At 74.2% G+C, this 3,918-nt stretch carries 4 protein-coding genes; all 4 read right to left on the reverse strand.

The genetic code is table 11. The annotated features are described in order from the left end of the window. Positions 1 to 165: 165 nt before the first annotated feature. Entirely contained in the window at positions 166 to 1,476 is a 1,311-nt protein-coding gene (locus B7767_RS24635) for a DUF58 domain-containing protein (protein ID WP_085574118.1), read from the reverse strand. Beyond that, positions 1,476 to 2,465, reverse strand: coding sequence for a MoxR family ATPase (locus B7767_RS24640; RefSeq protein ID WP_107486300.1), 990 nt, complete (start codon positions 2,463 to 2,465; stop codon positions 1,476 to 1,478). The genes B7767_RS24635 and B7767_RS24640 overlap by 1 nt, the downstream gene beginning before the upstream one ends. Further along, positions 2,465 to 3,667, reverse strand: coding sequence for a DUF4350 domain-containing protein (locus B7767_RS24645; RefSeq protein ID WP_085574120.1), 1,203 nt, complete (start codon positions 3,665 to 3,667; stop codon positions 2,465 to 2,467). The genes B7767_RS24640 and B7767_RS24645 overlap by 1 nt, the downstream gene beginning before the upstream one ends. Beyond that, positions 3,664 to 3,918 (reverse strand): DUF4129 domain-containing protein (locus B7767_RS24650; RefSeq protein WP_143652617.1); only part of this gene is annotated, 255 nt, incomplete at its 5' end. The genes B7767_RS24645 and B7767_RS24650, both read right to left, overlap by 4 nt.

Here is a 3,918-nt window from a genome sequence, read left to right on the forward strand (position 1 = left end):
AGCCTTACAGCGCCGATGGTACTGCAGGGGGGACCCTGTGGGAGAGTAGGACGCCGCCGAACAAATATTGGGAAAACCCCCGTGCCATTCGGCACGGGGGTTTTCTGCGTTTCAGGGGTGGCGGAGCTGACGGGGCCTTCGCCCCCGGCCTGCCGCCTCCGTGAATCACAGACGCCCAGCCGCCTTCAAAGCCAGATACGCGTCCGCGAGTGCCGGAGCCAGTTCCTCCGGGATCGCGTCCACGACCGTGACGCCATGGCGGCGGAGTTGTTCCGCGGTACGGGCACGTTCCGTGTGGGCCTGGGCCGCCGCCGCTGCCTCGTACACCGCGTCGGTGTTTCCGCGTGCCTTGGCCATCCTGGCGATGTGCGGGTCCGCCACCGAGGCGAGGAGAACCGTGTGGCGCTGGGTCAGCCGGGCCAGGACGGGCATCAGGCCCTCCTCGATGGGGGCGGCGTCGAGCGTGGTGAGCAGCACGATCAGCGACCGGCGGGGGGCAGTACGGAGCGCCGTCGCCGTCAGTCCCCGGGCGTCGGTTTCGACGAGCTCGGGTTCGAGTGTGGCCATGGCGTTGACGAGGGACGGAAGGACGTCGCCCGCCGTGCGGCCCTGGACGAGGGCGCGCAGGCGACGGTCGTAGGCCAGGAGGTCCACGCGGTCGCCGGCGCGTGAGGCGAGGGCCCCGAGGAGCAGGGCCGCGTCCATGGAGGCGTCCAGGCGGGGAGCGTCGCCGACACGGCCCGCGGAGGTGCGGCCGGTGTCGAGGACCAGCAGGATGTGACGGTCGCGTTCGGGACGCCAGGTGCGTACCGCGACCGCGGACTGGCGGGCGGTGGCACGCCAGTCGATGGAGCGGGTGTCGTCGCCGGGAACGTACTCGCGCAGGCTGTCGAACTCCGTTCCCTCGCCACGGGTCAGCACGCTGGTGCGGCCGTCCAGTTCGCGCAGCCGGGCCAGTTTGGACGGCAGGTGCTTGCGGCTGGTGAAGGGCGGGAGGACGCGTACCGTCCACGGGACCTTGTGGGCGCCCTGGCGGGCGAAGAGACCGAGGGGGCCGTAGGAGCGGACGGTGACGCGGTCGGCCTGGCGGTCGCCGCGGCGTGTGGGGCGCAGGCGGGTCGTGACGCGCCGGCGTTCACCCGGGGGGATCGTCAGGCGGTGGCGGGAGGCCGCCGTCTCCGTACCGGGCTGCCAGCTGCTGGGGGGCCAGGCGTCGCGGACGCGGGCACGCAGCGGGCGGCTGGACGAGTTGGTGATCGTCAGGGTGACGTCGGCGGTGTCGCCCAGGCGTACCGAGGTGTCGCCGGAGCGGGTCAGGCCGAGGCGGCGTACGGGGGCGGCCAGGGCGAAGTCGCAGGCGCAGGCCACCGCCAGCGGGGCGTTGACGGCGAGGATGCCCGTCCAGCCGGGTTCCCAGATGCCGACGGGCAGGGAGCCGAGGGCCGCGAGCAGGGCGGCGCGTCCGGTGGGTGCCATCAGCGGGGGACGGGGACGTGGGCGAGGATCGCGTTGATGACCGAGTCGGTCGTGACGCCTTCCATCTCGGCCTCCGGGCGGAGCTGGACGCGGTGGCGGAGCGTGGGCAGGGCGAGGGCCTTCACGTCGTCGGGGATGACGTAGTCGCGGCCGGTCAGCCAGGCCCATGCGCGGGCGGTGGACAGGAGCGCGGTGGCCCCGCGCGGGGAGACGCCGAGGGTGAGGGACGGCGATTCGCGGGTGGCGCGGCAGATGTCCACGACGTAGGCGGTGATCTCGGGGGAGATCGTCGTTTCGGCGACCGCGCGGCGGGCGGCTTCCAGGTCGGCGGCGTTCGCGACGGGGCGTACGCCGGCGGCGCGCAGGTCGCGCGGGTCGAAGCCCCCGGCGTGGCGGGTGAGGACGTCGATCTCGTCCTGGCGGGAGGGCAGGGGGATGGTCAGCTTGAGGAGGAAACGGTCCAGCTGGGCTTCGGGGAGGGGGTAGGTGCCCTCGTACTCGACCGGGTTCTGGGTCGCGGCGACCAGGAAGGGGTCGGGCAGGGGGCGGGGGGTGCCGTCGACCGTGACCTGGCGTTCCTCCATGGCCTCCAGGAGGGAGGCCTGGGTCTTCGGGGGCGTGCGGTTGATCTCGTCCGCGAGGAGGAGGTTGGTGAAGACCGGGCCGGGCTGGAAGGAGAACTCGGCGGTGCGGGCGTCGTAGACCAGGGAGCCGGTGACGTCGCTCGGCATCAGGTCGGGGGTGAACTGGACGCGCTTGGTGTCGAGTTCCAGGGTGGCCGCGAGGGCGCGGACGAGGAGGGTCTTGGCGACGCCGGGGACGCCTTCGAGGAGGACGTGGCCGCGGCAGAGCAGGGCGACGACGAGGCCGGTCACCGCGGGGTCCTGGCCGACCACGGCCTTGGCGATCTCGGCGCGCAGGGCCTCCAGGGAGGCCCGGGCGGCGGCCGGGTCCCCGGTGTGCGCGGCGTTGTCAGTGGTCGGGTCCATCATGGACGGCGTACCTCTCTTTCGAGGGCGTCGAGGTGGTCGGCGAGCTGGACGAGTGCTGCGTCGTCGCCCGGGGGCGGGCCGAAGAGAAGGGTGTGCAGGGACTGTCCGTCGCCCCGGAGGTGGGCGGACAGCGCGGGGAGCAGGGCCTCGGGCGCGTGCGCCTGGGACACGGGGACGCCTACGAGGGGGGCGAGGCGCGTGCGGGTGGTGGAGCGAAGAGCGGTGGCCGCGCGGTCGCGGGCGTTCGCCTTGCGGTAGAGGCGGGCGCGGCCTTCGACGGTTTCGGAGGCGCGGATCGCCACGGGGAGTTTCTCGGGCACCAGGGGGCCGAGTCGGCGTGCCCGCCAGAGGGCGGCCAGTGCTGCCGCGACGAAGAGTTGCAGGGTGCCCCACAGCCAGCCGGAGGGGAGCAGGTCGAAGAAGCCGCGCTCGTCCTCTTCGGAGGTGGCGGAGGCGTCGGCGAGCGAGGGGAGGTACCAGACCAGATGGGGGCGGGAGCCGAGGAGCTGGAGGGCGAGCGAGGCGTTGCCGTGCTCGTCGAGGCGGTCGTTGAGGAGGATGTCGGGCGCGCCGAGGAGGACGGTGTCGCCGTCGCTGTCGCCGGAGGGGTCCGGGATGCGCAGCAGGGTGGCGAGGCGCTCGCTGGGGTAGCACTCGTCGGCGGTGAGGTGGGTGGTGGTGTAGCGGATGCCGCCCAGGTCGGCGGTGCCCGCGCGGCGGGCGGCGGGCAGGTCGCAGTCGGGGGAGAGGGTGGAGTCGAGGCTGGTGGCCGGGTCGGCGGTGACGCCGGGGGCGAGCCGTTCCACGGAGGTGCCGCCGGCGGAGACCAGGACGGTGCGGCCGCCGGCTCCGGCGGTGGCGGAGCGCAGCCGGGACTGCTGAGGTCCGGTCAGGAGATCGGGGACGGCGACCAGGAGGGTCGTGTCGGGGCCGGCCGCGGCGGTGGCCTCGTCGAGGGTGGTGACCACGCGCGTGTCCACTCCGCGGTCGGCGAGGAGTTCGGCGACGGCACGGCTGCCGTAGGGGTCGGCGGAGCGCGGGTCGAGTTCGCGGTGGCGCGCGTCGGAGCGGACCACGGCGATGGCGACGGCCGCCGCGATCAGCAGCACCAGTGCCAGGGCGATGCCTCGCGCGCGGGTCCACGCCTGGCGGGCGGTGGGCGAGGCCGAGGTGGGCGGGAGCGTGACCTCGGTCGTCATCCGGCGGCTCCCCGGCGGGTGTCGGTGTCCGTGCTGCGGGTGCTGCTGCCGCCGGTCGTGAGCTGTGGTCTGGTGCGTTCCAGGTCGTGGTCGAGCTCGGCGAGCCGGAGGTACGACCGTTCCGTGGCGGTCCGGCCGCCGTATGTGACGTCGTCGAAGGCGCGGGCGGCGGTGCGCAGCCGGTCGGTGTGGGCGGGCAGGGCGCGGCCGGCCTCCGCGGCGGCCTCGTCGGCGGTGCGGCCGGGGCGGAG

Origin of the sequence: Streptomyces sp. 13-12-16 (genome assembly GCF_002114215.1) — a bacterium.
Taxonomy (GTDB): Bacteria; Actinomycetota; Actinomycetes; order Streptomycetales; family Streptomycetaceae; genus Streptomyces.

Coding starts and splice junctions, on each gene's coding strand:
- B7767_RS24645 (WP_085574120.1), bottom strand. CDS start 3,667: ATGACGACCGAGGTCACGCTCCCGCCCACCTCGGCCTCGCCCACCGCC.
- B7767_RS24635 (WP_085574118.1), bottom strand. CDS start 1,476: ATGGCACCCACCGGACGCGCCGCCCTGCTCGCGGCCCTCGGCTCCCTG.
- B7767_RS24640 (WP_107486300.1), bottom strand. CDS start 2,465: ATGGACCCGACCACTGACAACGCCGCGCACACCGGGGACCCGGCCGCC.